General features: G+C 59.5%; 24 protein-coding genes. 7 read left to right on the top strand and 17 right to left on the bottom strand.

The window, feature by feature from the left end; all coding sequences use genetic code 11:
- Window positions 1–129 precede the first annotated feature (129 nt).
- Together F3J39_RS04185 and F3J39_RS04180 are read left to right on the top strand one after the other, a co-directional pair.
- Window positions 130–1,155 (top strand): NADP-dependent oxidoreductase, encoded by a 1,026-nt coding sequence (locus F3J39_RS04185; RefSeq protein ID WP_104084958.1) that lies wholly within the window; start codon window positions 130–132, stop codon window positions 1,153–1,155.
- Between the two features lie 110 nt (window positions 1,156–1,265).
- A complete protein-coding gene (locus tag F3J39_RS04180; RefSeq protein WP_104084957.1) occupies window positions 1,266–2,006 on the top strand; it encodes a nitroreductase family protein in 741 nt (246 codons plus the stop codon).
- Window positions 2,007–2,043: 37 nt separating this feature from the next.
- On the opposite strand, the gene rluF is transcribed toward F3J39_RS04180, so the two are convergent.
- The gene (gene rluF, locus F3J39_RS04175) at window positions 2,044–2,925 is read right to left on the bottom strand and encodes a 23S rRNA pseudouridine(2604) synthase RluF (RefSeq protein ID WP_166713846.1); all 882 of its coding nucleotides are present in this window, start codon (window positions 2,923–2,925) and stop codon (window positions 2,044–2,046) included.
- Window positions 2,926–3,089: 164 nt separating this feature from the next.
- Between rluF and F3J39_RS04170 the strand changes: the two genes are divergently transcribed.
- Window positions 3,090–3,812, top strand: coding sequence for an HPP family protein (locus F3J39_RS04170; protein ID WP_039384326.1), 723 nt, complete (start codon window positions 3,090–3,092; stop codon window positions 3,810–3,812).
- 8 nt (window positions 3,813–3,820) lie between these two features.
- Here F3J39_RS04170 and F3J39_RS04165 read toward each other — a convergent pair whose 3' ends face one another.
- The gene (locus F3J39_RS04165; RefSeq protein ID WP_039384324.1) at window positions 3,821–4,792 is read right to left on the bottom strand and encodes a sugar-binding transcriptional regulator; all 972 of its coding nucleotides are present in this window, start codon (window positions 4,790–4,792) and stop codon (window positions 3,821–3,823) included.
- Window positions 4,793–4,860: 68 nt separating this feature from the next.
- The gene (locus F3J39_RS04160) at window positions 4,861–5,634 is read right to left on the bottom strand and encodes a triose-phosphate isomerase family protein (protein WP_039385861.1); all 774 of its coding nucleotides are present in this window, start codon (window positions 5,632–5,634) and stop codon (window positions 4,861–4,863) included.
- A gap of 280 nt (window positions 5,635–5,914) precedes the next feature.
- Here F3J39_RS04160 and F3J39_RS04155 point away from each other — a divergent pair, with 280 nt between their 5' ends.
- Both F3J39_RS04155 and F3J39_RS04150 read left to right on the top strand, forming a co-directional pair.
- Window positions 5,915–6,370 (top strand): RpiB/LacA/LacB family sugar-phosphate isomerase, encoded by a 456-nt coding sequence (locus tag F3J39_RS04155; protein WP_039384323.1) that lies wholly within the window; start codon window positions 5,915–5,917, stop codon window positions 6,368–6,370.
- A 140-nt stretch (window positions 6,371–6,510) separates the two neighbouring features.
- Entirely contained in the window at window positions 6,511–7,977 is a 1,467-nt protein-coding gene (locus F3J39_RS04150) for a catalase (protein ID WP_039384321.1), read from the top strand.
- Window positions 7,978–8,041: 64 nt separating this feature from the next.
- Here the strand turns inward: F3J39_RS04150 and F3J39_RS04145 are convergent, their stop codons facing one another.
- Window positions 8,042–10,396 carry a membrane-bound PQQ-dependent dehydrogenase, glucose/quinate/shikimate family gene (locus F3J39_RS04145; RefSeq protein WP_166713845.1) on the bottom strand — a complete coding sequence of 785 codons (2,355 nt, stop codon included), beginning with the start codon at window positions 10,394–10,396 and terminating at the stop codon, window positions 8,042–8,044.
- Between the two features lie 615 nt (window positions 10,397–11,011).
- Between F3J39_RS04145 and F3J39_RS04140 the strand changes: the two genes are divergently transcribed.
- Window positions 11,012–11,980 (top strand): GT-D fold domain-containing glycosyltransferase, encoded by a 969-nt coding sequence (locus F3J39_RS04140; protein ID WP_039384317.1) that lies wholly within the window; start codon window positions 11,012–11,014, stop codon window positions 11,978–11,980.
- Between the two features lie 187 nt (window positions 11,981–12,167).
- Window positions 12,168–13,496, top strand: a complete 1,329-nt coding sequence (locus F3J39_RS04135) for an MFS transporter (protein WP_071668807.1) — start codon at window positions 12,168–12,170, stop codon at window positions 13,494–13,496.
- Window positions 13,497–14,168: 672 nt separating this feature from the next.
- Here F3J39_RS04135 and F3J39_RS04130 read toward each other — a convergent pair.
- From F3J39_RS04130 to pqqA, 13 genes are all read right to left on the bottom strand, one after another.
- The gene (locus F3J39_RS04130) at window positions 14,169–15,464 is read right to left on the bottom strand and encodes a sorbosone dehydrogenase family protein (RefSeq protein WP_104084955.1); all 1,296 of its coding nucleotides are present in this window, start codon (window positions 15,462–15,464) and stop codon (window positions 14,169–14,171) included.
- Complete coding sequence (locus F3J39_RS04125) at window positions 15,461–15,883, bottom strand: DUF2231 domain-containing protein (protein WP_039384314.1); 423 nt, start codon at window positions 15,881–15,883, stop codon at window positions 15,461–15,463. The genes F3J39_RS04130 and F3J39_RS04125 overlap by 4 nt, the downstream gene beginning before the upstream one ends.
- 111 nt (window positions 15,884–15,994) lie before the next feature.
- Entirely contained in the window at window positions 15,995–16,831 is an 837-nt protein-coding gene (locus F3J39_RS04120; protein WP_071668805.1) for an MBL fold metallo-hydrolase, read from the bottom strand.
- Window positions 16,832–17,088: 257 nt separating this feature from the next.
- The gene (locus tag F3J39_RS04115) at window positions 17,089–17,595 is read right to left on the bottom strand and encodes a protein disulfide oxidoreductase (RefSeq protein WP_071668804.1); all 507 of its coding nucleotides are present in this window, start codon (window positions 17,593–17,595) and stop codon (window positions 17,089–17,091) included.
- Window positions 17,592–18,314: a DsbA family protein gene (locus F3J39_RS04110; protein ID WP_166713844.1), complete on the bottom strand. Its 723-nt coding sequence runs from the start codon at window positions 18,312–18,314 to the stop codon at window positions 17,592–17,594. The genes F3J39_RS04115 and F3J39_RS04110 overlap by 4 nt, the downstream gene beginning before the upstream one ends.
- On the bottom strand, window positions 18,314–20,317 hold the full coding sequence (locus F3J39_RS04105; protein WP_039384283.1) for a thioredoxin family protein: 2,004 nt from the start codon (window positions 20,315–20,317) through the stop codon (window positions 18,314–18,316). The genes F3J39_RS04110 and F3J39_RS04105 overlap by 1 nt, the downstream gene beginning before the upstream one ends.
- A gap of 49 nt (window positions 20,318–20,366) precedes the next feature.
- Window positions 20,367–20,726, bottom strand: a complete 360-nt coding sequence (locus tag F3J39_RS04100; RefSeq protein ID WP_071668802.1) for a hypothetical protein — start codon at window positions 20,724–20,726, stop codon at window positions 20,367–20,369.
- 110 nt (window positions 20,727–20,836) lie between these two features.
- Window positions 20,837–23,152: a pyrroloquinoline quinone biosynthesis protein PqqF gene (gene pqqF, locus F3J39_RS04095; protein ID WP_166713843.1), complete on the bottom strand. Its 2,316-nt coding sequence runs from the start codon at window positions 23,150–23,152 to the stop codon at window positions 20,837–20,839.
- Window positions 23,152–24,291, bottom strand: coding sequence for a pyrroloquinoline quinone biosynthesis protein PqqE (gene pqqE / locus F3J39_RS04090; protein WP_039384272.1), 1,140 nt, complete (start codon window positions 24,289–24,291; stop codon window positions 23,152–23,154). Before pqqE ends, pqqF begins: the two co-directional genes overlap by 1 nt.
- Window positions 24,278–24,556 carry a pyrroloquinoline quinone biosynthesis peptide chaperone PqqD gene (gene pqqD, locus F3J39_RS04085; protein ID WP_039384271.1) on the bottom strand — a complete coding sequence of 93 codons (279 nt, stop codon included), beginning with the start codon at window positions 24,554–24,556 and terminating at the stop codon, window positions 24,278–24,280. The genes pqqE and pqqD overlap by 14 nt, the downstream gene beginning before the upstream one ends.
- A gap of 4 nt (window positions 24,557–24,560) precedes the next feature.
- On the bottom strand, window positions 24,561–25,316 hold the full coding sequence (gene pqqC / locus F3J39_RS04080) for a pyrroloquinoline-quinone synthase PqqC (protein WP_166713966.1): 756 nt from the start codon (window positions 25,314–25,316) through the stop codon (window positions 24,561–24,563).
- Window positions 25,310–26,236 (bottom strand): pyrroloquinoline quinone biosynthesis protein PqqB, encoded by a 927-nt coding sequence (gene pqqB, locus F3J39_RS04075; protein ID WP_039384267.1) that lies wholly within the window; start codon window positions 26,234–26,236, stop codon window positions 25,310–25,312. The genes pqqC and pqqB overlap by 7 nt, the downstream gene beginning before the upstream one ends.
- A 55-nt stretch (window positions 26,237–26,291) precedes the next feature.
- The gene (pqqA, locus tag F3J39_RS04070) at window positions 26,292–26,363 is read right to left on the bottom strand and encodes a pyrroloquinoline quinone precursor peptide PqqA (protein WP_010617686.1); all 72 of its coding nucleotides are present in this window, start codon (window positions 26,361–26,363) and stop codon (window positions 26,292–26,294) included.
- Window positions 26,364–26,371: the final 8 nt, after the last annotated feature.

The following is a 26,371-nucleotide window of genomic DNA, read 5'->3' as shown; positions in this document are numbered from 1 at the left end:
CTTATATAACACCCTTCCGCGAATGAGTGACAAACTATTGCGGCAGACCGGTCGCGCAATATCCGCTAACGGCAGTGCGCTTATCCTCAGCTACACTTGCCTCACCCGTTTGTCATAAGAGAGGTAACTATGTCGCAACACGCTGTATCAAACCAGGCCTGGCTGCTGGCTTCCCGTCCCGAGGGCGAACCGGTAAAAGAGAACTTCCGGCTGGTGGAACAACCGGTGCCGGAGATCAAAGAGGGTGAGATGCTGCTGCGCACGGTGTGGCTGTCGCTGGATCCCTATATGCGTGGCCGCATGGATGACGGTAAATCCTATGCGCCGCCGGCGGAACTCGACCAGCCGATGGTTGGCGGCACGGTGTGTCAGGTTGAGTCATCAAAGCACAGCGATTTTAAAGCGGGCGACTGGGTGCTGGCCCAGAGCGGCTGGCAGACCTATGCGGTTTCTGATGGCGAAGGCGTGGCAAAGCTCGGCGAGCTGGCTCACCCCTCCTGGGCGCTCGGCATTCTCGGCATGCCCGGTTTTACCGCCTATATGGGACTGATGGACATTGGTCAGCCTAAAAAGGGCGAAACGCTGGTAGTGGCGGCGGCGACCGGTCCGGTCGGCGCGACCGTGGGCCAGCTGGGCAAGCTTAACGGCTGCCGCGTGGTGGGCGTCGCCGGGGGTGAAGAGAAGTGCCGCTATGCGATTGAAAAGCTCGGCTTCTCCGCCTGTATCAATCACCACAGTGATGACTTTGCCGACCAGCTGGCTGCGGCCTGCCCGGACGGTATCGATATCTATTACGAGAACGTCGGCGGTAAAGTGTTTGACGCGGTATTCCCGCTGCTGAACACCGCTGCCCGCGTTCCGGTCTGCGGCCTCGTCTCGGGCTACAGCAGCCGCGACCTGCCGCCGGGACCTGACCGCACGCCGCTGATCATGGCGGGGATCCTGAAACGCCGTATCCGCATGCAGGGCTTTATCATCTTCCAGGACTACGGCGACCGCTATCCTGAGTTTCTGAAAGCGATGACGCCGCTGGTTGAGCAGGAGAAGGTGCACTATCGCGAGCATGTGATTGAGGGGCTGGAGAATGCACCGCAGGCGTTCTTCGATATGCTCAATGGCAAAAACTTCGGTAAAACCGTGGTGAAAGTCAGCTGATACCTCCCGCCCGGGTGCCGCCACGGCACCCGGTTTTACCTCACGGCAATAACGGTAAAACGCACCGCTACCCGGCCTGCTACGCTCTCTCCCCCACAACAGGAGGCAGCATGAGTTCCATTATCGATCTTTTCGCTCAGCATAAGAGTGAGCGCAGCTATACCGATCAGCCCGTAGAGGATGCGGTACTTGAGCGAATTATTTCAGCGGCGTACTACGCGCCTACCTCGGTCAACTCCCAGCAGGTATCCGTCGTCGTCACCCGCGACGCCGCGCAGCGCCAGCAGATTGCCGCCATTGCCGGCGGGCAGCCGTGGATCGCGAAAGCGCCCGTGTTTCTGACCTTTGTCCTGGATATGCATAAGTCGCGCCTGGCGATAGAAGCCAGCGGCCGTGAGCAGATTGCGCAGCAGAGTATTGAAAGCGTGGTCTCCGGCGCCACCGATGTGGGCATTGCGCTGGGATCGGTCATGGCCGCCGCGCGGGCTGAGGGGCTGGGTATTGTGCCGATTGGCGGCATCCGCCGCGATCCGGAAGCGATGATCGCGCTGCTGGATCTGCCCGACTATACCTTCCCGGTTGCCGGGGTGGTCATCGGCCACGTCGACCAGCCTGCGCACCAGAAGCCGCGTCTGCCGCTGCCGACTTTCCGCCACGAAGAGCGTTATCAGCAGGCGGATCTGCCGCAGCATATCGCTGATTACAACGCGCAGCTGGTGCAGCACTGGCAAACTACCGGCCGCAGCGATGGCGAGAGCTGGAGCGACAGCGTCAGCGGCTACTACCAGCACATTTACTTCCCGCACGTGCTGGCGGCGCTCCATAAACAGGGGTTTGGCACCGATAAATAATCCGATCCGCCCGCAGGCCGGGCGGATAATCCGGGGCTTAACGCCCCTTTTTTTTGCGGCCGGGCTGGGTAAAGCGTTTGCGGTTCGCGCCCTGGCCCCCCGCTTTATCGCCCTGCTTTGCAGCCGCAGCGGGCGCTTTTTTCGCCGGCGACACCGTTTTTTTCTTCGCCTGCGCCTGCCGGGTTTTAGTATCTTCTGATGACGAATCCTCAATCAGCTTAAACAGATCGATCAGTTCATCATCGGTCAGATCGCGCCACTCGCCGAGCGGAATCCCCTTCAGGCTGACGTTCATGATGCGCGTACGCTCAAGCTTCGTCACCTCATAGCCAAAGTGTTTGGTCATGCGGCGGATCTGGCGATTGAGCCCCTGCACCAGAATAATGCGGAACACAAACGTCGACTCTTTTTTAACTTTGCACTTTTTTGTTACCGTGCCCAGCATCGGCACGCCACCCGCCATGCCCGCGATAAATTCATCAGTGATCGGTTTATCAACCGTCACCACATACTCTTTTTCGTGGTTATTACCGGCGCGCAGAATTTTGTTAACCAGATCGCCGTGGTTGGTGAGGAAAATTAACCCCTGCGAATCTTTATCCAGCCGGCCGATAGGAAACACGCGCTTGCTGTGGTTCACAAAGTCGCCGATATTGTCGCGCTCACCCTCTTCCATGGTGGTAACAATGCCGGTGGGTTTGTTAAGCGCAATCAGCACCAGATCGTCGGCGTCACGCGGCTCAATCAGCTGGCCATTCACCCTGACCTCATCTCCGGCGTACACCTGAGCACCGACGGCGGCGCGTTTACCGTTAATAAATACGTTGCCCTGTTCGATATAGCGATCGGCATCGCGGCGCGAGCAGATTCCGCTCTCGCTGATGTATTTGTTCAGGCGGGTAGATAAGTCAGGCAGCATGGTTCCTCCGAAAAAAAACGGACTATACCTCAACTGCCGCCGTTGCGTAAGGCTGTCGCACCTTCCGCGTACGCGCATAAATCCCTGCACACTGCAGGGTTGTTTAGCGTCAGACGCCAGGCGACAATCCCCGGCCACTGTTTCTGGCTTCTCACGGATTTTCTATGACACAACCGCAACCGGCGAGCCGACTGGCCTCGCTGCGCCTGTTTCTGGCCCGCTTCTGGCCACATCCCCTGCCCGTGGCGCGCAGACAGCGCCTGCTGGCCAGCCTCGGAGCCGGGCTGGGCCTTATGCTGACGAGTCTCATCAGCCACTGGATGCTGGGTGCGGTAAACCTGTGGTTTGTCGCGCCAATGGGAGCGTCTGCGGTGCTGCTGTTTGGCCTGCCCAATAGCCCGCTGGCGCAGCCGTGGTCGATTATTGGCGGTAACCTCGTTGCCGGCGTTATTGGCGTGACCACGGCACTGCTGATCCCGCAGCCGGCACTGGCGTGCGGAGTAGCCGCCTGTCTCGCTATTGCGGTGATGTTTCAGCTGCGCTGTCTGCACCCGCCCAGCGGCGCGGTGGCGCTGACGGCGATTCTCGGCGGCGGCAGCGTGGCGCAGCTCGGCTACCACTTTGTGCTGACGCCGGTGATGCTTAACTCTGTCTGCCTCGCGCTGCTGGCGATCGTATTTAATAACCTCGCCGGACGCCGCTATCCTCATCCGCTGGCGGCCGCCGAGGCGAAACCGCAGCCGGTGGCGATGCCGGTTCCGCTCACGCGCGACGACCTGCATCAGGCGCTGGAGAGCGGGCCCCTGCTGGATATTGATGAGGACGATCTGCAGCTGCTGCTGCAGCGCGCCGAAGAGATTGCAATCCGGCGCGTTCAGATACGCTAAAGCGCGCTTTAGCGCGCCTGTACCAAGCTCAGCACCGTGCGGATATTCTGCGCCGAGGTCGCGATGATATCGATGGCCCCGGTGCGCAGCGCCCCGAGTATCGCCATCGCCTTGGTATTCTCTGCGGCTATCGCGATCACGCACGGGATCCGGCGCAGCTCATCAATGCTCAGCCCGATCACGCGCTCATTCATGACCGTCTCCACCGCTTCACCGCGGGCGTTGAAAAAGTCATAGCCGGCAATATCACCGGTCACACCCTGATTAACGCTGGCGTCGATAATTTCACGCGGGGTAAACCAGCCCAGCTTCACCATGTAGCTGTTCTCATTCATATCCCCGATCCCCACCAGCGCCACATCCGCTTTACGCGCGCGATCCAGCGTCTCTTTTACCGTACCGTTCTGCATAAAGCTGTCGCGCAGCGCGCGGTTCTCCACGTAGGCGGGGGCATAGAGCGTTTCGCTGCTGCCGCCAAACTTCTTTGCCAGCCGGCGGCTGATGTGATCGGCGTTGATGGCGTCGCCCGGGCGGTGCGTGCCGCCAATACCGCTGATAAACAGGCAGTTGCGGTCGGGCACCTGACCCGGATGATCGGCCACCGCCGCCACGTTACGCCCCTGACCGACAGCGACGATAGCGTTATCTTTCAGCGTCTGCGCCAGATGGGCAGACACCAGCGCGGCTACCTGACGGCGCTGCTCGTCGCTGTCGGCGGAATCCAGCGCAATCAGCGCCCGCTGCAGGCGCGGAAAAGAGCGCTGCAGCTGCTGCTCCAGCCGGGTACTGAAAACCGGATGGTAGCGCACGCTGATTTCCACAATGCCCTCTTCGCGCGCACGTTTAAGCAGTCGCCCGACCTTGATGCGCGAGATACCAAATTTACGCGCGATCTCCTCCTGCGTGATGGCATCCTGATAGTAGGCGACGGCAATCTCGGTCAGCAGCTCAGCATCCTGACCCGGCGTGGTATTCTCCATCTCTTCTCTGTCCTGTGTAACGCGGTCGTAAGCAGCCGTAAGTTATAGCACTCATCGCGGCCGCCCCGCTATGCTCTGCCACCGGCGAGCGCGCTGGCCTCTTCAATAATCTGCGCCAGCGCCTGCGGGTCGTGAGCAAAGCGGCCAAGAAACAGGCCATCCACATCACTGCCCAGTCGCTGGATCAGACCCGGTCCGGCGCTGCCGCCATATATCACCTTCAGCGTAATACCGGCGGGCAGCGGCAGCGTCCGCAGCCCGGCGCAGACGGTACGAATATAGCTGTCGGGGGCCGGCTGCGGCGCGCCAATGGCCCACTGGGGTTCATAGGCAAACAGAATCTCGCCCCGCAGGCGATGCGCCGCCGCCTGCGCCAGCGCATCGTTAAGCTCTGCGGCACAGAGCGCAATCGCCTCCGCGGGCGTGCCCTGCTCCGACTCGCCAATACAGAGCACCGGCGTCAGCCCGTGCTGTAGCGATATCGCCACTTTGGCGGCAATCTGCGCCGCATCCTCGCGGAAGTGTCGCCGCCGCTCCGCATGACCGATTTCAGCCAGCGAACAGCCCAGCTCCTGCAGCATGCTGGCGCTGACTTCACCGGTCCAGGCGCCATTTTCCGCCTGGCAAACATCCTGTCCGCCAATGCGTACCGGCGTGCCCGCGAAGATCTCCGCTACGGCAGGGATCGCCGGATAGGCGGGCAGGATAAACAGGCCGACCCTGCCGCTTCTGATCGCCGGGTGATCGGCCAGGCTGGCGACCTCGCGGCACCACGCCAGCGTTTGCTGATAGCCAAAGTACATTTTGAGACTGACACCAAGTAAGCGTTGTGGCTGAGACATCATGCAGCTCCCGGTTATAGCGCGCCCTGACCCTGATGGTCATTTGTTCATATGAACAGTAAACGAATTAATGAACCTGTTTCAATGCGCGTTCAGAGGATCTGTGACCTGGCGCAAGGCCCTGTCGCGCCTTAAAACCTGCCACCTGACTCATCTATCGCGATCGCGCTCACAAAACCATCATATTACAAATGAACATGCATTGAACAAATGTTTAACCCTGTGGCACGCTGTGATCCACGCCTGGATGCAGGCCCTTTTTCTTTACCGGAGAACCGCTATGAAAACGATTGCAATCGGTGCTGATGATGCGGCTGTCGATCTGAAAAATATCATTAAGACGCTGCTGGAAACGCAGGGTTATACCGTGACAGATTTTACCAACGATGCTGATAACGCCCGCCCTATGTACCCGGATGTTGCCTGGGCGCTGGCGACCGCGATTCAGCGGCAGGAGTTTGCGCGCGGCATCCTGCTCTGCGGCACCGGTATTGGCGTAGCCATCGTGGCCAATAAAGTGCCCGGCGTGCGGGCAGCGCAGTGTCACGACACTTTCTCTGCCGAGCGGGCGCGTAAAAGCAATAATGCCCAGATCATGACGCTGGGCGCGCGCGTGGTGGGTCCGGAGCTGGCAAAAAATATTGTGAATGCGTGGCTGGCGGCGGAGTTTGAGGGGGGCGGTTCTGCGGCAAAAGTAGAAAAGATAGATTTTTACGAGCACGCGGCGCAGCGCTGATCGCCCCTTCTGCCCGGCGCGCGGGGTGTTCCGGACAGGGTGAGTGGCGCTCGCTTCAGATTGCGTAACTAATCAGGCAAGCGCAGCGCATGCTGCTACGCTTAAAGGCTGAGATTACCCTTACAAAATCTGGAGATATTATGAGCAGTGATAATCGCAAACCGACCACCACGGATGCGGGCATTCCGGTAGCCAGCGATGAACACTCCCTGTCGGTCGGGCCTGATGGTCCGCTGGTGCTGCACGATCACTATCTGATTGAACAGATGGCCAACTTTAACCGCGAGCGTATTCCGGAGCGTCAGCCCCATGCAAAAGGCAGCGGCGCATTTGGCCATTTTGAAGTGACAGAAGATGTCAGCCGCTATACCAAAGCCGCCGTTTTCCAGCCCGGGACCCGCACTGATGTGGTGATGCGCTTCTCCACCGTAGCCGGTGAACGCGGCAGCCCGGATACCTGGCGCGATCCGCGCGGCTTCTCTATCAAGTTTTACACCACCGAAGGCAACTACGACATGGTGGGCAATAACACGCCGGTGTTTTTTATCCGCGACCCGATGAAGTTTCAGCACTTTATCCGCTCGCAGAAGCGCCGGGCGGATAACAACCTGCGCGATAACGATATGCAGTGGGATTTCTGGACCCTCTCACCCGAATCTGCGCACCAGGTGACCTGGCTGATGGGCGACCGCGGCATTCCGAAAAGCTGGCGCCACATGAACGGCTACTCCAGCCATACCTATATGTGGGTTAACGCCGCTGGTGAGAAGTTCTGGGTGAAATATCATTTTAAAACCGATCAGGGCATTGAGTTCCTGACGCAGGAGAATGCCGACACGCTGGCCGGTCAGGATGGCGACTACCATACGCGCGACCTGTTTAATTCTATCAAAGAAGGCAATTTTCCGAGCTGGACGCTCTATATGCAGATCATGCCGTTTGCAGAAGCGGACAGCTACCGCTACAACCCGTTTGATCTGACCAAAGTCTGGCCGCACGACGACTATCCGCTGATCAAAGTCGGTAAACTGACGCTGGATCGCAACCCCACCGATAACCATGCCCAGATTGAACAGGCGGCGTTTGAGCCGAATAACCTGGTTCCCGGTATCGGCCTGAGCCCGGACAAAATGCTGATGGGCCGTATTTTCGCCTATGCAGATGCGCACCGTGCACGTCTTGGCGTTAACTATAAGCAGATCCCGGTGAACGCGCCGCAGGCGCCGGTCAACAGCTACAGCAAAGATGGTGCGATGCGCATTAATCCGGTCTCCGATCCGGTCTATGCGCCTAACTCCAAAGGTGGTCCGGTGGCCGATGGCGAGCGCTACCCTACCGATTCCACCTGGCAGTCGCAGGGCGATATGGTGCGTTCACCTTATACGCTGCGCAAAGATGACGATGATTTCGGCCAGGCGAATCAGCTGGTGAATAAAGTGATGGATGATGCCGCACGCGATCGTCTGGTAAACAACGTTGCCGGTCACCTGCTTAACGGCGTGGAGGAGCCGGTGCTGTCGCGCGCTTTCACCTACTGGCGTAATATCGACAAAACTATTGGCGATCGTATTGCGCAGAAAGTGCAGAGTGAACGTGCGAAAGCGTAATCTCTGATTCAGCGTCCCGCCGGGCGGCGGGACGCTGGTTAACCCTGGTGTGATACGTCCTTCTTTACTTCAGACGAAACGCCACCACGCTGTCGCCCGCTTTGGTGCCGAGCGATCCGTGCCCCCCCGCCGCGATTACTACATACTGCTTGCCATCTTTACCCATATAGGTTGACGGCGTGGCCTGTGCGCCTGCGCTGAGTTCGGTCTGCCACAACAGCTCGCCGGTGGTGCTGTCATAGGCGCGGAAGAAGTTATCTGCCGTCGCACCGTGGAACACCAGATCGCCAGCGGTCAGCAGCGGCCCACCGTGTGCCACCATCCCCATCGGGAATCCCAGCGGGAAGCGGCCTGGCAGGAAAGTGGTTTTCAGGTTCTTCGTGGTGCCGATACGACGCAGCCACTCCGTTTTCCCGGTTTTCAGATCAACCCCCACCAGGCGGCCCCACGGCGGTGCAATGCAGGGAATACCCAGACCCGACGCGAGCTGCTGAATGTGGATCGCATAGTCGCCGTGAAAGTTTTCATTCCAGTAAGGCTGACCATCTTTGGTGAACAGGCGCTCGGTCGCCGTCTGCGGCGTGCGCTTGATCAGATTATATTTATACGCCAGGCGTACCGGCGCAGCGATCAGCATCTGGCGCTCCGGATCGACCGCGACGGATCCCCAGTTAAAGACGCCAATATTGCCCGGGAACACCAGCGTGCCCGCCTCGGTAGCTGGCGTCCACGGATTGCCATCATAACGCAGACGATGAAAATCGATCCGGCAGGCGATCTGGTCAAACGGCGTAATGCCCCACATCGATTTTTCCGTCAGCGCCTGCGGAATAAAGTTCAGGCTGGAGACCGGCTGCGTGGCGGCAAATTTTTCGCCGGGAACGCCACCTTCAGTCGAGACTTTCACTTCGTTCACCGGATAAACCGGCTGGCCGGTCAGACGATTCAGCACAAACAGGTTGCCGGTTTTGGTCGGCAGGATCACTACCGGCTGCTTCTGGCCCTGATAATCGATATCCAGCAGTGAAGGCTGTGACGGGTTATCGCGATCCCACAAATCGTGGTGCGAGCTCTGATAGCGCCACTTAAACGCACCGGTCTGCAGATCCAGCGCCACCAGCGTGTCGCGGAACTTCTCGGTGTTACTGTCAGCGTCGCGTTCAATCCCCACTTCATCCGGTGATGCATTACCAAAGGGAACGTAGACCAGGCCATTTTTGACATCGGCGCTCAGCGTTGCCCAGGCAACCGGCGTATCCTGCGGATAGCGCTTATCTGCGGCAATCGGCACGGTCACATCCGGCGTGGCCGGATCGAAATTCCACACCAGGCGGCCACTCTGCGCGTCATAGGCACGAATGACGCCGGAAGGATTGCCTTTCTCAAAGCCGTTATCCATGACCGATCCACCCACGATCACCAGATTACCGGCCACCAGCGGAGCAGACGTCTGCATCAGCGCGTGCGGGCGGATCTCACCCATGTTTGCGCGCAGATCCACCACGCCATCGCGGCCAAAATCAGGGCAGCGCTTGCCGCTGTCGGCATCCAGCGCAATCAGGCGCGCATCGGTGGTGGCGTTGAAGATACGCTTACGGCAAAGCGCAGGCGCACTGCTGCTGGTTTGTGCAACCGGTGCGGCGTAGTAGCTGACGCCGCGGCATGTCTGATGCTGCTGAAGATAAGAGCGGTTTTTCTCCGGCGTATATTTCCATTTCACCGCCCCGCTTTCCGGATTGAGCGCGTGGACTTCATTATGCGGCGTGCAGAGATAGAGCATATCGTTGGCTTTCAGCGGCGCCGCCTCAAACGTATACTCGGTGGCATCGCTCTCCTGACGCATATCACCGGTATGATACTCCCAGGCGACTTCAAGGTTACTGACGTTCGCTTTGCTGATCTGTTTCAGCGCTGAGAAGCGTTGCCCCGCTGGCGTACCGCCATAGGCGGCCCACTCATTTTCTGCGCCAGGCTCGTTTACCGGCTCGCGTGCATTGGTGATGGTACCGGCCTGCGGCAGCGGATCGTAAAAACAGAGACCGATGACGACCAGCACCATAATCGCCACGGTGCCGCCGAGCAGCGGATGAAAACGGCGTTCGCCGCGGGTAAGCGGCCTGACAACCCACGGCATCGCCAGCCACAGGCCGATCACGCCAAACAGGTCGCCGCGCGGGATCCACTGCCACTTATCAAATCCCGCTTCCCAGACGATCCACGCCAGCGTGATCCACATCAGTACCGCATAGAGCGTCAGCGCACTGCGCTGTTTGCGGAACAGTAAAACAGCCGTCAGCAGTAATCCTGCCCCCATCATCGCGTAGAACGCGCTGCCTCCATTGAGTAACAGCTGACCACCCATATAGAGCAGCGCTATCGCCAGTATCGCCATTACGATACTGGTGAGTTTTGTTATCATGCCAATCCCTCAGTTTTGTTCATTAATTTATGCCGTTACGACATCGCAGCAATTCCAACAAAATATTAACTTATGTAAGCACTGTGTAAAAACCCGTGAGTTTATGTGTTGTCAGATCCGCTAATGAATCAAGCGTTGCTTAAGGCTTGCCGTCAGCGGCAGGCTCACCATGTGACTGAAATCACGTTTAATTTTGATAGATTTAATTAATCATTGCCGCAGCGATTGCGCACCTTTTGCTAACTCACTGGCATAACAGATGGCGTGAGCGCGTGCACGATAACAGGCCCGGCATCATAAAAATGATTACCGTCAGGCTCGCTGAATGGCTTAAATGAGGGGCAATAGGGCCTGCAGCACGCTTTGATGAAATTGATTAACGGGTCCGCGCAGCCGGTATACGAATTATCCTGGCGTAAATTGCCTGCTGCCATTTAATTTGCCGCTACGCCTGACAATTCTTCCGATTGGTTTTACGTTGAGCCGGGGTTTAATCATTAAATAACGCAGCGTAATTTCAGTTTGGGAATTTCCTCAGCCTCTGTTTTTTCAGGAAGAGTGATATAAATCACCTGACTGCTCTATAGCAGATCCGCAGATAAAAAGAAGGTTATTATGATCAGCGCAGATTCCCTTTATCGTAAAATACGGTTTCCATTTAAATTTACACACGCAGCGTTAAAATTCCCGGTTGCCCAGGCACATGCGCGGCAATATCAGGTGATGTCACCTGAACAGACGATCGATTTGCTGCTCAGTAACGACAGGTTATCCGTATGCCGGTATGGGGATGGAGAACTGGAGATGACACTGTTTAAAAATATTGGCTTTCAGTCATTTGATGAGCGTCTTTCTATCAGACTGAAAGAGATCATGCGGCGCGGTACGCGTGACGATAACCCCTGCCTGCTCTGCATGCCGGATGCTTTTCGCTCCACCCGCAATATGCGTTTTGGCTCAGCCCTGTTCTGGTTTTTTCATAAAGCCTTTTTCTTTCGCCGCTATGAGCCTTTATTAAAAAAAACGTATCAGTATGGAAATACTTCGGTAACGCGCCCTTATCATGATTATATTGATAAACAGCAGGCGACCCGCGTATTTGCTAAATTCAAACAGCTTTTTTACGACAAAAAAATATTGATCGTTGAAGGCAGCGGCACCCGGCTGGGTATCGGCAACGATTTAATGGACGGCGCACGCGAAATAAAGCGTATTACCACGCTAAACCGTAATGCATTTTCAGTCTATAACCAGCTCTATACCAGTGTGCTGGCGCATGCCCGCGAGTATGACTTAGTGCTGATTTCGCTGGGTCCGACGGCGACCGTGCTGGCTTACGATCTCAGTCAGCAGGGGATCCGCTGTATTGATACCGGGCATATCGATATTGAATATGAGTGGATGCGCAGTGCGGCGCGTACCAAAACGGAAATTGCGGGCAAGAATGTCAATGAAGCGGGCGTGTTGCTGAGCGACGATCAGCACGACACGGATGAGCACTATCGTGGTCAGATTTTACTGCATGTCGGATTACCTCAGGAGCCGATGGTGAATGGCGTGATCCTGCAGCAGCCCGTGGTGTAATTCTGCACCCTCAATGCACGCTTAAGCATCCAGTCTGGTGCAGCGCAGCAACCTTTACGTTTCCCGAAGCATAAAGTGCTTGCTGTTCTGCCCGGTTTTATCCCTCTTCGCGCTGATATGACCCGGCTCAGAGATTCTGGCATTACCTTTGCTTACTCATTCCTGTGTTCTTCACAGGAGTTATGCCATGAAAGCCTCTGCTGTCCGCTACCGTATCTTTTCATTATTGTTCCTTATTGCGCTGATTAATTACGTTGACCGCGGTGCACTCTCCTTCGCTGCGCAGGCCATTTCGCAGCAGTTCCATTTCAGTAAGGTCGAGCTGGGCGCCGTGCTGGGGTACTTTGGTTTTGGCTATCTGTTTGGCTCGCTCTGCGGCGGTTTTCTCGCCGACCGGTTTGGCACGCGTAAAGTGTGGCTGATGGCCGGCGTGCTCTGGTCGCTGCTGGAGATCGCCACGGCCTGGGCAGGTGAAATTGGCGTGGCGCTGTTTGGCGGCTCCGCCATCATGGGGTTCGCCGCGCTGCGCGTACTGTTTGGCTTTGCCGAGGGTCCTGCCTACGCGCTGATGAACAAGACAATTGCGCACTGGGCGCCGGATAATGAACGCGGCATGGCGCTGGGTATCGGCCTGCTGAGTACGCAGGTAGGCTCGCTGCTGACCGCCCCCATCGCGGTTGGCCTGCTGCTGCTGACCAACGACTGGCGCATGATGTTTATCCTGCTTGGCGTCTTTTCGCTGCTGGCGATGCTGCTGTTTGCCCGCTACTTCGCCGATACGCCGCAGCGGCATCCGGCGGCGAACGACGCTGAGCGTGCGCTTATTGTACAGGGGCAGCGTGCTGAAGCGCATGATGAGCGCCCGTTACCCTGGTGGCGCTTTTTCACCAGCCGCACGCTGGTGTGTAATGCGCTGGGCTATTTCAGTTTTCTCTATATCACCTTTACGCTGGTCACCTGGCTGCCAAAATATCTGCAGGATAATTTTCATTATGACCTGCACTCGCTCTGGTATATCGCCATGATCCCGTGGAGCGGAGCCTGTCTGACGGTGCTGCTCGGCGGACGCCTCGCCGATCGTTTGCTGGCGCGAACCGGAAATCTGCGGCTGGCCCGCAATGGCTTTGCGGCGATTACGCTCTGCGCCACCGCCTGCTGCTTTATGGCCATCCCGTTTGCCGGTTCGGCGGCCGCGATCATCGCCCTGATGACGCTGGGAAACGCACTCAATGCGCTGGTCAATAATGTTTACTGGTCGGTGGTTATAGACGTTACGCCAAAGGCGTCGGTGGGTGCATTCAGCGGGATGACGCTGGCAATTGCTAACCTGGCCGCCATTATTTCACCCATGCTGTGCGGCTGGCTGGCGGAGTATTACGGCTATAACGCCATGTTTACCGTGACTGCCGTTATCGCCTTTGTCAGTATGCTGGCCATGACATTGCTGCAGCCAGAGAAACGCCTGCAGCCAGCCCCCGCCGTTTCGTCAGCACCGGCCGCCAACGTCATTTTGTAGGGGCGCCATTTATGGCGCCCTGGCCCGGGATATACATCCGCCTTCACGGGCCGCATTAATGCGGCCCCTACGGAAGATATCTACGCCATTCCGTAGGGGCGCCATTTATGGCGCCCTGGCGTCCACCTTCACGGACCGCCTGAGCGGCCACGAAAAAAGGCGGAGGGGTGAGCTCCGCCTTGTTTCAAGTTCCGGTCAGTGCGCCTGACCGGTCAGTTGCAAAAGGGCAACGATGATTTGCAGGATGATCCGGACGATGTCCAGGAGTAATCGTACAAGTTCCATCACTTTCCTTCTCCTCTGACAGGAGCGCGCGCCGTTCAGCGGCCGGGGCCCTGACCCTACCCGCCGGCCGCCTGAGCACATCTGTGAGGAGCGCTGAGCGGCACTCATTGCTAAAGCCACAGGCCAGCACCACCTGGAACCTGCCGGGATTTGACTATCCGCGCCCCTGAGAGTCATCAGAAAGCAACGATACTCCGCCCGCACTCAACACTGTATAACCATACAGTAATTTCCTGAAACTTGAAATATTTCCCGTCACATTTTATGATTCGCTGTGTGAGGAGTGCTGAGCACCCCGTTCGCCGCGCGGTTACCCGCCGCTTAAGCGAACCAAAAAAAAGGATTTGGCTGACCAGCCAAATCCTTTTCTATTTTTACCGGTAAAAATTACTGCGCCGCGCTGATGCGCCAGATCGCATCCCCCGCATCGTCCGCTATCAGTACCCCACCCTGATTATCCGTTGCCAGTCCCACTGGCAGACCACGCACGTTCTTCTCATCGTCCGTCAGGAATCCGGTGACTACCGGCTGTGGCTTACCGACCGGCATGCCGTTTTCAAATTTAACCCATACTACTTTGTAGCCATTAAGCGGCGTCCGGTTCCAGCTGCCGTGCTCGCTGATAAACGCGCCGCCGCGATACTGCGGCATATTGTCCGCGCCGTAGAACAGCAGTCCGAGCGGTGCAACGTGCGAGCTCAGGGCGTAGTCCGGCTTGATCGCTTTCGCCACCATGTCAGGCCGCTGCGGCCGGACCCGGTCATCCACGTGCTGGCCAAAATAGCTCCAGGGCCAGCCGTAGAAGCCGTTATCCTGCACGGAGGTCATATAGTCAGGAACCAGATCGGACCCGATTTCATCGCGCTCATTCGCGATCGCCCACAGCTTGCCGCTCTGCGGCTCCCACTGCAGTCCGGTAGGATTGCGGATGCCGCTGGCGTAAATGCGGCTCGCCCCGCTGGCGGCATCCACCTCCCAGATCGCTGCGCGCTGATATTCCGCACCCAGTCCGTTTTCGGTGATGTTGCTGTTAGACCCGACGCCAACATAGAGTTTACTGCCATCCTGGCTGGCGAGCAGCGCCTTGGTCCAGTGATGGTTAAGCTCGCCACCCGGCAGTGCCGTGACCTCTTCCGGCGCGGTGCGGATCTCCGTCTGCCCGGTCTGATAAGGGAACTTCACCAGGCTGTCGGCATTGGCAACGTAGAGCGTGTTGCCAATCAGCTGCATACCAAAGGGCGCATTCAGGTTTTCGATAAAGAGATGCTGCTCCCATTTACCGTTAACGTTACGCAGCAGTGAGATACGGTTGCCGCCCGGCGCACCTTTGCCTGAGGATTTCTGCACAATGCCCATAATAAGCTGCTTCGGCGCCGTGACCGGATTTTTTACCCCGTTGGCCTCGGCCACCAGCACATCTCCGTTTGGCAGTACGTAGAGCTGGCGCGGGTGCATCAGCTTCGCCGGGATCCGCTCTATCTTCAGTCCGTCCGCCACCTTTGGCGTTTCGCCGGTTTTCCACGGCGTCCCTTCCGGTACCTGCATAGGCGGCATGAAAAAGTTCTGCGCTTTAGGCAGCTCGGGATTGGGTCCGGTCTGTTTTTGCGGATCGAGAGAAGATCCGCTGTCGCAGGCGCTCAGTAGCGCAGCAAGACTGACAGCACTCAGAATGCGCAGTTTCATGGACGACCTCCCGGGATACGGCGCGCGCGCAGCGCCAGCTGTACGTTGGCGATCAGCAGCAGCGCCACCACGATGGTCGACAGCGTGACGCCCATGGGCACCACCGCATACGCATCACGGCTATGGATAAAGGCGTTAACTATGGCCACCAGCACCGCCAGCAGCGAGAGCCAGAAATGCGTTTTCTCACCGGCAGTGACGCCGCGAAACAGATGAATCAGGCTGATAATTCGCGGCAGAATAGCCAGCAGCAGACCAAATACAATCAGCCAGCTGGCGGCTTTGGTCCACATCACCACAAAGGTCTGCAGATAGAGGATGTCAAACAGCCAGGCGGCAAAAAAAAAGCCCAGCGGCAGTGGCTCCAGTAAGGCATACAGCGTAATGCCGAACGCCGACTTTCCCGAGGTATGAAACATGGCACGCTCCCTTTAGAGTTTTCAGACGGCGGCGAGCCGACAGGCTTCACGACGCCGCCAGAGAAATATTAGTAAAGATAAAGGGTAATGCGCAGAAAACCGGCAAAAAAGCTAACAGTGTGGCCGGTAGTGTGCCAGTTCGCGCGCATCGTGGCTGCAAAACAGCGCAACACCGCTTTGGGGCTGCAGCGAGAGTTCGCGCAGCCGCTGCTGATTAATACGCCACGCTTCGCGATCGCTGCACATTAGCCGCTGATAGGCGCGCAGGCCCGGCGTACAGTGCCGCTGGGTGTGATGCATCTCTCCGCGATAAAACCAGGCGTCTCCCCCATGCAGCAGCCAGCCACCGCCGTGGCGGATCGCCACGCCTGCGTGTCCGGCGGTGTGTCCCGGCAGCGGCACCAGCAGGATCTCATCGCTGAGATCGTCAATCGCTCTTACCGCATCAAACCCGAACCAGCGTTCACCCTCGCTGGCGTAGCCGCGCCAGCCATCGTGCGCGGTCCACTGCTGTGGCCGGAAGCGCTGACGCGCCAGCCAGCTCTGCTCACGTCCGCTGCGTACCGTATCAAGCTCACGCTGCAGAAGATGGATCCGCGCCGCCGGAAAATCACTGATGCCGCCTGCGTGATCAAAATCGAGATGGGTCAGAATAATATGACGCACATCTTCCGCCTGAAAACCCAGCAGCTGAATTTGCGCCAGCGCGCTCATCTGCTCACTGTAACGAATATTATTCAGCAGACGAAAAAAACCAGAGAGCCGGCGTTCCGGATAGCGCATATCATTAATTCCCAGTCCGGTATCCACCAGAATCAGGCCGTGGCGATCGCTTTCAATTAACAGACAATGACACACCAGTTCAGCAAAGGGACCCCGGCTGAAGCCATCAAACAGCGCCCCGCCCAGCGGGCACATGCAACCACAGTTCAGATGATGAATACGCATACTCTCCCTCACTGCGGCGCCCGAAAATATCCCGCCGCGATAATCAGAAATTAGCCTGTTATTCAGGTATGCATCAGTTGCGGCATTATTGCAAAAATTTAATTGCTGCCTTAAATAAAGCCAGCCGCAAAAAAAATAAAATAACCGCAGCGCCGGGATAATTGTCCGGATAATTATTACTTTCCTGTTTTAAAGATTATTAATCAGCGCAAATTGAACCAGCTATTATTAAAAAAGGCGCCCGCAGGCGCCCTCTGTTATCCGCTGAACTGTTCAGCCCACCATAAACGCAGCAGCAGTCCCCAGCGGCTGCTCCAGCCGCTGGTGGTACTGACAACCCGGCCCTGATAGAGCACGATAAACGTCGGCGTGGCGGCGATTTGCCAGCGCTGGCCCAGCTCGCCGCGCGCGTCGTTAACGGCTAACCCCTGCAGGCCTTTTTTTGCCAGCCACCGGGTCACCTGCGTATCAGAACCCGAGCGCAGCGCCACGCTGACTACCGGCACGCCCTGCTGGCTGAGCTTCGCCACAACCGGCGTGGTCAGTTTGCAGACGCCGCACCAGCTGGCCCAGACGTAAACCAGAACCGGTTTCGATGCGCTCAGCCCGGCCAGGCTCTGCTCACCCTGCAGCGTAGTAAGCGGCTGCTGGGCCAGATCGGCAGGCAGCTGCGGCGCGCGCAGCCAGTCGACCGCCAGCATAATCAGCACGCCTGCCAGCAGCAGCCAGAGCGCTTCACGCAGCCAGCGCTTCAGCCGGCTCACGGTGCCGCCTTCAGCGCATCTTTCACGGCCGCCTCCAGCTGGGCATAAGGCACCGCACCGCTGATCAGCTGATTACCCACCAGCGTGGCCGGGGTTCCCTGCACGCCCAGCTGCTGCGCCAGCGTCAGGTTGTGATTAATGGTATCCAGGCTCGCTTTGCTCGGTGTCGACAGGCTGATACCGGTTTTTTTCAGCGCGGCGCTGATGCTGGCCTCGTCGTGATTGCCTTTTTTCGCCATCAGCTTTTCATGCAGCTTCAGAAAGTTTTTTGGCTGCTGCTCCCAGACCGTCAGCGCCAGCCGCGCTGAACTCAGCGAGCTTTCGGCACGATAAGGCAGCGGCTTAATGACCACCGCAACCTGCGGATGCGCTTTCAGCAGCGTGGTGATATCACCCTCAAATTTTTTGCAAAATACGCAGTTGTAATCGGTGAAGTAGACCAGCGTCAGCGCCGGTTTTTCAGCGCCGATGCGGGGTGAACCGGCATCGCTGAACAGCATGTCACGATTTTTTTCAACCATTTGCGCCACCACGTTCTGCTGCTGTCGCGCGGCTTCTTTATCAAAGGCATCAGCGGCCTCAGCCAGTATGGCGGGATTCTGTACCAGCGTTTCGCGGATCAGCGCTTTGATGCGCGCCTCCTGCTCCGGCGTAAAAGGAGCGGCAGCCAGTACCGGTGCGCTCAGCAGCAGCAGCATTGCAAACAGAGATTTTTTCATTATTTTTTCGCCTTACTCAGTGTGGAAAGCACCGCGTCGCGACTCAGCAGCGGTGACAAAATCTGACCCTGCGGCAGCGCCGGGCCATAAATCTGATTAAACGGAATCGCCGCCCGATCGCGCTGGCGCAGAAAGTCGCCAATGGCGGGGTCGGGCTGTGTCCAGTCGCCGCGCAGCAGCACGATATCGTCAGCGCTCAGCGCGGCGCGAACGTCAGGCTGATTCAGCACCCGGGACTTATTGACCTTGCAGGTAATGCACCAGTCAGCGGTGATATCGACAAACACACGCCGGTTCTGCTGCAGCGCCGCGGCGATAGCCTGCTCTGACAGCGGCTGCCAGCGCAGTTCACCGGCATCCTCTGCCGGACGCATCAGCAGGAACAGCGCGCCCGCTACCGTCAGCGCGATGGCGACGGCGCCCGCCTGCTGCAGCGCGCGGCGGCGCAGCAGCCAGATTAGCAGCAGCAACAGCAGCGCGGCGGCCAGCAGGCCTGCTGCACCACTGCCCCAGTGCGGGATCAGCAGCGTAACCAGCCAGAGCGTCGCCAGCAGCATCAGAGTGCCCAGCAGCGTACGCAGATGCACCATCCAGCGTCCCGGACGCGGCAGCCAGCGTGCGACGCCCGGCAGCGCGGCCACCAGCAGCCACGGTACGCTCATGCCGATACCCAGCGCCGCAAACAGCAGCCAGAGCTGGGGCAGTGGCGCGGTCAGCGCATAGGCTACCGCCGTGCCGAGAAATGGCGCGCTGCAGGGCGTTGCCAGCAGAGTGGCAAACGCACCCTGCGCAAAATGCCCCGCTAATCCGTTCCCCTGGTGCGTGGCCAGCCGGGTGTTGAAGGCGGAGGGCAGACGGAAATGCAGCAGATCAAACAGACTGGCGCTGAACAGAAACATGACACCGGTCATCAGCAGCAGGAATCCGCTGCTCTGGAACTGTATGCCCCAGCCCAGCGCCTGACCGCTCAGGCGCAGCGCGCTCATCAGGAGTGCCAGCAGCAAAAAGGAGAAGAGGATCCCGGCGCTGGAGGCCAGAAACTGCAGGCGCGTCTGGCGGCGCGTCTGACCCTGCTGCTGCACCAGACCGCTGAGCTTGATCGCCATGACCGGCAGCACGCAGGGCATCAGATTCAGCACCAGGCCGCCGAGCAGCGCCAGCAGCAGCACCGACCAGAGCGTCGCGCGCGTCCCGCCGCTCAGCAGGGGCTCTGCCTCAATAGTCACCTGGCTCTGCTGCGCCAGCCCCTTATCGCCGATCACCAGCGACAGCTGGCGGCCGCGCAGGTCGGGTGCCGCATCGCCCCATTCATCGGTCACGGCCACGCGCGCGCTGAGCGTGTTGCCCTGCACGCTGATCACCGGTGCTGCCAGCATGCTGCCCGCCGGATAGTCAAAGAAGAGTTCCGGCGTGCTCCAGCCCGCCTGACGTACCGCGCGGATCTGCAGCTCACCGTTAACAAAACTGGCATTGAGCTGGTCAGTCAGGCCGGAGTCAGGCGGAACCTCTCCCATCGCGCGGGCAAAGTCGCGGTCAAACGCCGCCGCGGGCGGCCGGGTCAGATCGAGGCTGAACGGAAAATCCGTCAGGATACAGACGTCGCTGCACGTAGAGAGCGTCAGCGTGCCGGTAAGCGTATCGCTGCCCGGCGGGCGCTGCAGCACGATCGGCAGCGTGACAGTGCCTTTATAGCCCTGCGTGGTCAGCCCGCTGACGTCAAAGCGCGCCGGTACAGGCCAGAACCACTGAGCGCTAATGCCGGGCGTCTGCCAGGCGATGACGGGTGCCACGCCGCCTTCTCCCGGCGTGCGCCAGTAGGTTTTCCAGCCGGGTTCCAGATGAATATCCAGCAGCAGCCGGGTGTCGCCCGCCTGCGGCGCGGCGCGCAGGCGCACCTCAGCGTGGCTGTTTTGCGCGTTGCGCAGCCAGCCGGTATCCGCAGCCTGCGCACTCAGCACGCAGCCTGCCAGCAGGAGCAGCAGGCTCCTGATTAAAACAGTCATGATAAATTCTCCGGTAAATAACAGGGGGTACGCGAAACAGCGTGCGGTGTTATTCCCGGAAGACGCAGAGCGTAAGATGTCGCCGTCGCAGCGGCGGACGGTGCGACTGATGACGCCAGAAGAAAGAGAGGCGTTGCGGAACGGCAAGCGCGGCGACCAGCGCCATGACAAGCATCAGCAGCGGCAGCGCCGCATCAAAGACCGGCGTGCTGGCGCTGAGGGATTTTGCGCTCAGCGCACAGGGCTTGTCACTGCTGGCGGAGGCATCCTGCGCGCCGGACTCACTCAACACGGCAGAGACGGTAACAGGCTGAACGGGCATACTGAAGCTGCGCTGTACCAGACAAAATGCCAGCACCAGACAGGCGAGTGCCAGGATCCACGTTGCGCGTTGGGGCGATATCATCATGCCGCAGCCTCAGAGAAAAGTGCGGGCATTTTATGTAACGCCGCCGCAAACGCCAAGTTTTGCCGTGTAAACTTTTGTCGGGACAGGCGGCGGCGCCGGTGTGTACCGGTTTAGTGCCGGTTGATCAGCAGCCGCCAGCGCCGCCGCTGACGCACCAGCCGCCGGAAAAGCTGCTGCATGCGCGGCAGCGTCAGGGCAGAGACCGCCTCAGGCGTCAGGATCGCGCCGCCCGCTTCGCGCCGCAGCAGATCCTGCGCCACCTGCCGGTTAGCGTACGGCTGGCAGCGTTCCCGCAGCGTCTGCTGCCATGCGTGCAGCATTTCGGCATCACACTCGCTCAGCGCCGTCTTCATATCCAGCAGAAAGCGCCGGCAGTGGGCCAGCAGGCGTACCCAGTCGATATCGGGCGACTGCAGCGCAAACAGCAGTCCATCCACATCGGCGCAGCGCTCATAGCGGGCCGTGACCACGTAGCCTATCTGTTGATCCACACGCAGCCGCTGAAAAAAGCGCGGTGCCAGAAACAGCCCCAGCGCCTGCAGCGCCGCCAGGCTGATATCATCCGGCGTCGTCAGGGGGATAAACAGCAGCAGCGCCTGGTCGCGCCCCTGGCAGGCGACGGGCGTAATGCCGCGCCGCAGCGGTGGCGGCGCAGAGGGCGCTGTCTGTTGCCTGAGGCTCGCCAGACTCTGGGCGGCGCAGTGATTGAGGTGCCGATCGTGCCCGCACCACGCCGCCTGCCAGCCGCGGACTGCCGCCGGATACAGCAGCTGAAACGGCAGCGTCTGCAGCAGCTGGCGGATAACAATGGTCGCGGGTTCAGGCGGGTCGCCGGCCTCATCCGCTGCGCTCAGCTGCGCCGTGATAGCCGGCAGCAGCTGCCAGGCCACGGCGGCGTCGGCCGGAATATCCAGCAGCAGCTGCCAGATCCCCTGCTGCTGCTGCCAGACGCCACGCCCACCCAGATGACGCAGCTCTGCCAGCAATGGCCGCAAACGCCGCTGACAGGCCACTCCTGCGTGGTCAGCCAGCGGCTGGTAGCACGCCGGGCGCAGCAGCAGCGTCTCCGCCGGCTCAACCGGCAGCGCCTGCGGTAACGCGGCTGCGCTGCCGCAAAAACCTGCCGCGGCAGCCTGCAGGGCGCGCGGCGGAAACTGCCAGCGCACCGCCGCCGGTAAGTCACCGCAAAGCACGCTGCTGCTGCAGCGCAGCGTAAATCCCTGCGTGATGCAGGTCAGAGCATCGCTCAGCGGCTGCCGGGTCAGCAGGCGCAGCCGGCCAGCCTGCGTCAGCTGGCGGATCGCCAGGACAAGGTCAGGAGGCAGATCGGCCGCAGGCGCTTCTGCTGCCGCCCGCAGCCGCAGCTGACGCAGCGGCGTCTCAGCGCGGAAGTCGCGCTGCGCCAGCTGCAGATAGTGCTGATGCTGGCGCTGCGTATTGTGCTGCACGGCCTGCAGATGCTGCCAGACGCGCTGCTCTATATGTCGGGCCTGCGCAGGTGAGATCTTCGCTGCACTGAAGCGCAGCGCGAGCAGCGCGTGCCGGGTATCCTGCCACAGCCAGCTGACCTGCAGCGTGTCACACGCGCCCTCACTGCGCAGCTGATGCAGCAGGCCGCCTTCAGCCTCATCGAGCCAGTAGCTGCGCAGCAGAGTGACACTGTCACTAAGTGTGCGATCGAAGGGGGTTAAAAGCGTCAGCCAGAATGCGTTCTCACCCGGCAGCTCAAGCTGCGCGAGCGCATGGCTGCCGGGCTGCCGGGGCACCACCGGCAGCGCCGGTACCTCGCCGCCCGGCAGGCGATCAAAAGCTGCGGCCAGCGTTGCCAGCTCATCCAGCGACTGCGGCCCGGAGAGCCAGAGCTCCAGACTATTTGCCGTAAAGCGGGTCTGATGGAAGTGGCGCAGCGCACGCTGCAGCTCCGTGACGTTGTCACCAAAAGCCGCCCTGCTGCCGGCGCGAAAGCGCCTGAAGCGCCCGCCCAGCGCGTGCAGCAGCGCCGCCTCGCTCAGCGTCTCGCTGTGGCTCTGCAGCAGCTGATACTCGGCATCGATAACGGCGCACTCCTGGCGGATGGCGTCAGGCGCGAGGTTCGGGGCGATCAGCATATCCGCCAGCCGCGTAACGCCGCCTTCCAGCGCGGCGGCCGGCAGCTGAAAAAACCACGCGCTGCGGCTGAGCTGGGTGGTGGCGTTGACCTCGCCGCCCTGTTGCTGCACCCACGGCATCAGGCGCTGGCTGCCACTGAAGCGCGCGCTGTCGCAGAACAGCAGATGTTCGAGCAGATGCGCCAGTCCGGGCCAGCGATCGGGCTCATGCAGGCTGCCGGCCCCGACCTGCACCAGCGCCGCGGCCTCGCGGGCGTCAGGCTGGTGATACAGGTGGCAGCGCAGGCCGCTGGCCAGCGTCAGGGTACGCTGCATCATCAGAGACGCTGTTTGACAATCAGCGCGGAGTTGGCCCGGTTGCGGAACTGCAGCTGGGCAATTTTAATATCGCTGCAGTTTGCCTCACGCCGCGCCTCGAGGATCTGCCCGTGATGCGGCGATTTGCTGCAGACCGGATCGGTATTATCAGCGTTACCGGTCAGCATATACGCCTGACAGCGGCAGCCGCCGAAATCTTTCTCTTTCTCATCGCAGGAGCGGCACGGCTCCGGCATCCAGTCAAAGCCGCGGTAGCGGTTAAAACCAAACGAGTCATACCAGATCGACTGCAGGCTCTGCGTCAGTACGGAGGGAAATTCAACCGGCAGCTGGCGCGCGCTGTGACAGGGTAACGCGGTGCCTTCCGGGGTTACGCTGAGGAAAATGGAGCCCCACCCGCCCATGCACGGCTTGGGACGCTCTTCATAATAGTCCGGCGTCACAAACAGCAGATTGGTCAGGTTGCCGCTCTCGCTCATGCGCGCCCGGTAGCGTGCGACCGTCTCTTCCGCACGGGCGATCTGCTCGCGCGTCGGCAGCAGCCCCTCGCGGTTCAGGTGCGCCCAGCCGTAAAACTGGCAGGTTGCCAGCTCAACGTCATCGGCATCCAGCTCGATACAGAGGTCGATGATTTTATCGATCTGATCGATGTTATGCCGATGCAGTACAAAGTTCAGCACCATCGGGTAGCCATGCTTTTTCACTGCCCGCGCCATCTCCAGCTTCTGCTGAAACGCTTTTTGCGAGCCAGCCAGCGCGGCGTTCAGCGTTTCATCGCTGGCCTGAAAGCTGATCTGAATATGGTCCAGACCGGCGTCCGCAAAAGCGTCGAGCTTTTTCTCTGTCAGGCCAATGCCGGAGGTGATCAGGTTAGTGTAAAAGCCAAGGTCGCGCGCGGCGCGGATCAGCTCGGGCAGATCTTTGCGTACCAGCGGCTCGCCGCCGGAGAAGCCGAGCTGTACGCTACCCATGGCGCGCGCCTGGCTGAACACCTCAATCCACTGTTCGGTGGTCAGCTCTTTCTCCTGCTGCGCAAAATCGAGCGGATTAGAGCAGTAAGGACACTGCAGCGGGCAGCGATAGGTCAGCTCCGCCAGCAGCCAGAGCGGCGCATTGACGGCAGGTTTATTCGGGTTCACGACACTGGATCCATTTCTGTTCAACGGCTGACTGCAGGAAATCTTTCACGTCGTCGCCGACGCCGCCAGCCTCGGGAAAACGGGCGTCAAGCGTGCTGACGATCGCGGCCACATCCTGCTTACCGGTCACCAGCTCCAGGATGGCCGCTGCCGTTTCATTCAGTTTCGCCATGCCTTCCGGATAGAGCACGACGTGGCTCTGCTGCGCGGCTTCCCACTGCAGACGATAACCGCGCCGGAAAGCGGGGATCAGGGTATCTTTCATGCGCTTACACCAGTCTTGTTGTGTGCCAGGCCGCCCGATCGGTGACCGTATGATAAGGCGGACGCTGCAGCACATAGGCCATAGTCATGGCGTCAAGCATCGTCCAGAGAATATCGAGTTTAAACTGCAGGATCTCCAGCATGCGGTTCTGCTGTTCCGCCGTGGTAAAGCGCTCCAGCGCCAGCGCCAGCCCGTGCTCAACGTCGCGGTTAGCCTGGCTCAGGCGGCTGCGGAAGTAGAAATACCCCTCCTCTTTGATCCACGGATAGTGCTGCGGCCAGCTGTCGAGGCGCGACTGATGGATCTGCGGCGCAAACAGCTCGGTCAGGGAACTGCACGCCGCTTCCTGCCAGTCAGCGCGCCGGGCAAAATTGAGATAGGCGTCAACGGCAAACCGTACGCCGGGCAGCACGTACTGCTCCGACAGCAGCGCCTCACGCGTCAGGCCTACCGCCTCACCCAGCTGCAGCCAGGCTTCAATGCCGCCATCGCCATCGTGACTGCCGTCGTGATCGAGAATGCGCTGTACCCACTTACGCCGCGTGGCCGGATCGGGGCAGTTGGCCATGATCGCGGCATCTTTCAGCGGAATGGTGGTCTGGTAATAGAAACGGTTTGCGACCCAGCCCTGGATCTGCTCGCGCGTTGCCTCACCGTTATGCATCGCTTTATGGTAAGGGTGATGAATATGGTAGTAAGCGCCTTTGGCGCGCAGCGCCTGTTCAAACGCCTCGGGGGTCAGAGCGTCGGTGATCACGATGCGGACTCCTGCAGATGGATCGCCATCCCGTCCTGGCTCACTTCAATGCCCTGCTGCGTCAGAAACTGGCGCTGAGGCGAGTGTTCGTCGAGGATAGGATTAGTGTTGTTAATATGAATAAGAATTTTGCGCTTTGCCGGCAGCGCGGCCAGTAGCGCCATCAGGCCCTGCTCTTCAGCCAGTGCCAGATGGCCCATCGCCCGTCCGGTGTTTTTGCCGACGCCGGTGGTCAGCAGTTCATCATCCTGCCAGACGGTGCCGTCAATCAGCAGGCAGTCCGCTTTCTGCAGCCACGGCATGATCACCCCATCCGGTTCGCCCAGACCCGGCGCATAGAGCAGCGTCTGTCCGCTGGCGCGGTTTTCTATAAACAGCGCCACGTTGTGCCCCGGCAGCGGCCGGTCGCGGTACGGAGAGTAAGGGGGGGCGTTGCTGAGAATCGGGATCGCAGTAAACTGCAGATCGGGACAAACCGCCACGCTGAACGGCTCAAGCGGCGTCAGCGCATGATGCTTCAGGCCGCCGTTCCAGTGCTGCAGCATGGTAAAGACAGGAAAACCGCTGGTAAGGTCGGCATGCACTTCAGGGGTGCACCATACCTGATGCGGGCAGCCTTCGCGCAGGCTGAGCAGCCCGGTGGTGTGGTCAATCTGACTGTCGGTCAGAATAATACTGCCGATCGCGGTGCCGCGCAGCACCCCTTTTTTCACCAGCTCAGGCGTCTGCGCAATCTGCTGACTGATATCAGGCGAGGCGTTGCATAACACCCAATTTTCTCCGTCATCACTGACGATAATTGAGGACTGGGTGCGCGCCTGCGCCTGAATGGTGCCGTTACGCAGACCGCTGCAGTTGGCGCAGTTACAGTTCCACTGCGGAAAGCCACCGCCTGCCGCTGAACCGAGAACTTTAATAAACATGTGAAAGACCGAAGCAGAAAAAGAGAATGCCCGCACGAGCGGCGGGCAGAGAGTCTTAGCGGTTGGAGATGTACAGTGTCACTTCCAGGCCCAGACGCAGGTCAACAAACTCAGGTTTTTTCCACATAGTGTTCT

The organism is Pantoea sp. Acro-807 (assembly GCF_011752675.1).
In the GTDB taxonomy this organism is placed as follows: domain Bacteria; phylum Pseudomonadota; class Gammaproteobacteria; order Enterobacterales; family Enterobacteriaceae; genus Pantoea; species Pantoea eucrina.
This window is presented reverse-complemented; position numbering and strand designations above follow the sequence as displayed.